This window comes from Caulobacter sp. P1_B12_2 (assembly GCF_056406675.1).
On sequence record NZ_JBFTZS010000552.1, the window covers coordinates 1 to 2,659 of the forward strand.

Genomic DNA, 2,659 nt, shown 5'->3' on the forward strand with positions numbered 1-2,659 from the left:
CCTTGGGGGAAGACGGTCGCGAAGCGACCCGTAGGGGGCAAGTGTCAGCCGCCTCYGAGCAAACTACTTCCGCGCCAGCCACCGGTTGATCTTGGCGTACAGCACCTCGCGCTGCACCGGCTTGGCCACGTGGTCGACCATGCCGGCGGCGTAGCAGCGTTCGACCTGCTGGGGCAGGGCGTCGGCGCTCATGGCGATGATCGGCACGTCGCCGACCCCGCCGTCGAGGGCGCGGATGGCCCGGGTGGCGGTCAGGCCGTCCATCTCGGGCATGTGGATGTCCATCAGGATGATGTCGAAGCCGCCGCGCGCCGCCTTGGCGACCGCCTGCTGGCCGTTGTCGGCGGTCTCGACCTCGCAGCCCACCAGGGTCAGCAGGGCAGCGCCGATCTCGCGGTTCATCGGGTGGTCGTCGACCAGCAGGATGCGGGCCGCGCCCGGGGCGGCGATGGGGCGGGGCTCGCCGGCGTCATAGGCCTCGACCTGGGGCGCCTGCAGTTCCAGCCAGAAGGCCGAGCCGTGGTTCAGGGCGGTGTCGACGCCGATCTTGCCGCCCATCAACTCGACCAGCGCCTTGCTGATCGCCAGGCCCAGGCCCGCGCCGCCGTACGGACGGCTGGCCGAGCTGTCCACCTGGCTGAAGCGCTGGAACAGCCGGCCCTGCTGCTCGATGGCGATGCCGACGCCGGTGTCGATGATCTCGAACTTCAGCCGGTCCTCGATCTCGCCGGGCTCGATCGTCAGGCAGGCGCGGATCCGTCCGGCCTCGGTGAACTTCACCGCGTTGTTCAGCAGGTTCAGCAGCACCTGGCGCAGCCGCAGGCCGTCCAGGTCGTGCAGCCCGCCGACCGGATCGACCAACTCGACCTCGAGCGTCAGCCCCTTGTTCTCGGCCTCGGGCCGGATGATGCCGATCGCGTCGTGCAGCACCGCCGCCGCCGAGGTCGGCTGGAACAGCAGCTCGACCTGGCCCGCCTCGACCCTTGAGAAGTCGAGGATGTCGTTGACGACGGTCAGCAGGGCCGTACCGGCGCTGTCGATCAGGCTCAGCTGGCGGCGGACGTCGGGCGGCAGGTCCTGGCGTTCGACCAGCAACTGCGAGAAGCCCAGCATGCTGTTCAGCGGTGTCCGGATCTCGTGGCTCATCGTGGCCAGGAACTCGGTCTTGGCCTCGTTGGCGGCCAGGGCCCGGGCGCGGGCGGCGCGGGTCAGCTGCTCGCGGCGGACCAGCAGGCGGCGCAGGCGCTCCTGCTGGGCCAGGGCCAAGCCGGTGGCCAGGCTGGTGACGAACAGCACGCCGACGAAGACCTGGACCAGCCGGTTCTGGTGGGCCTGGGACCAGTCGGTCGAGATCTGCGGGCTCCACAGGCCGTGGACGGTCAGCGGGATGGCCACGCAGGCGACGATCAGCGAGGCCTGGGCCGCACCGCGCGGACCCAGGCGGAAGGCGGCCAGCAAGGCGACGGGGAACAGCAGGAACGGCGCGGGCAGGCCCTTGGCGTGGAACACCAGCGCCGACAGCGCCGCGACCAGCAAGCCCAGGCCCAGCGGCTCGGCCAGCGGGCGTTGGAAGGCGCGGCGGTGTTCGCTGTCCAGCAACACCAGCACGGCCGGCAGCACGATGGACATGCCCAGCACGCCGCACAGGAACCAGTCGGTCAGCACCGTCACGAACGGCAGGCCGTAGGCCAGGGCCAGCACGGCCGCGGCGACGGCGGCCATGGCCAGGGTGACCGGCGCGGTCAGGGTGGTCAGAAGGGCCAGCTGGCGCATGGTCCGCACGCGCGGCGGGCCGCCGAAGAACCGCTTGGTGACCCACCAGACCAGCAGGGCCTCGCTGACATCGACCAGGGTGTAGAGCGCCGCGCGGCCCAGACCGTCGCCGACCAGCAGGTCGATGGCCAGGTGGCTGGTCACGGCGATGGCCGTCAGGATGAGGCGGCGGCGCGGGCTGAGCACCAGCAGGCCGCCCGCCAGCAGGGCGTTGGTCGGCCACAGGGTGGCGATGCCGAAGGCGTTGCGGGTCAGGAAGTCGCTGAACGCCTGGCTGGCCACCAACGCCACGGCCAGGACGAGCAGGATGCGATCCTGCCGCCGCTGTTCGTGATGGGCGACGTTAGCCTGCATGTTTATTCCCGTTCCCCGGACGGGAGAAATACGCGAACAGGGCCTTTGCGTTTCGTCGATACGCGACGCTGTGACGCTTTGCCGCATCCTAGGGTGAAGTTCAATCACGTCCCGGTTGTGGTTCGTCCTGGTGCAAGACTTCGCGCCGCCGCCAGGCGTCGATCCGGGTCATCAGCGGGGTCGCGGTGACGCCATGGACGAGGATGGAGCAGAGCACGACGAAGCCGGTGATCGCCCACAGCCGATCCCATCGGTGGAAGTCGCCGTGGTTCAGGCCATAGGCCAGGTAGTAGAACGAGCCGATCCCGCGAATGCCGAAGAAGGCGACGACCGCGCGCTCCCGCATCGAATGCGGTGCGCCGATCAGGCCGATCCAGCCGGCCAGCGGCCGGACCACGAAGACCAGCGCCAGCCCGAACGCCGCCTCCTTCCAGGTCAGGGAGTCCAGCAGGCCGCCCRCCACCGCGCCGCCCAGCAGCACCAGGACCAGCATCATCAGCAGGCGCTCCACCTGTTCGGCGAAGTCGTGCAT

Annotated in this window: 2 protein-coding genes; both read right to left on the minus strand. The window is 70.0% G+C overall.

What is annotated here, in order from left to right; all coding sequences use genetic code 11:
- Positions 1–63 precede the first annotated feature (63 nt).
- Entirely contained in the window at positions 64–2,127 is a 2,064-nt protein-coding gene (locus AC1DZ6_RS23115) for a response regulator (RefSeq protein WP_477099454.1), read from the minus strand.
- Positions 2,128–2,227: 100 nt separating this feature from the next.
- On the minus strand, positions 2,228–2,659 hold a 432-nt coding region (locus AC1DZ6_RS23120; protein WP_477099455.1), incomplete at its 5' end, for a cation:proton antiporter domain-containing protein.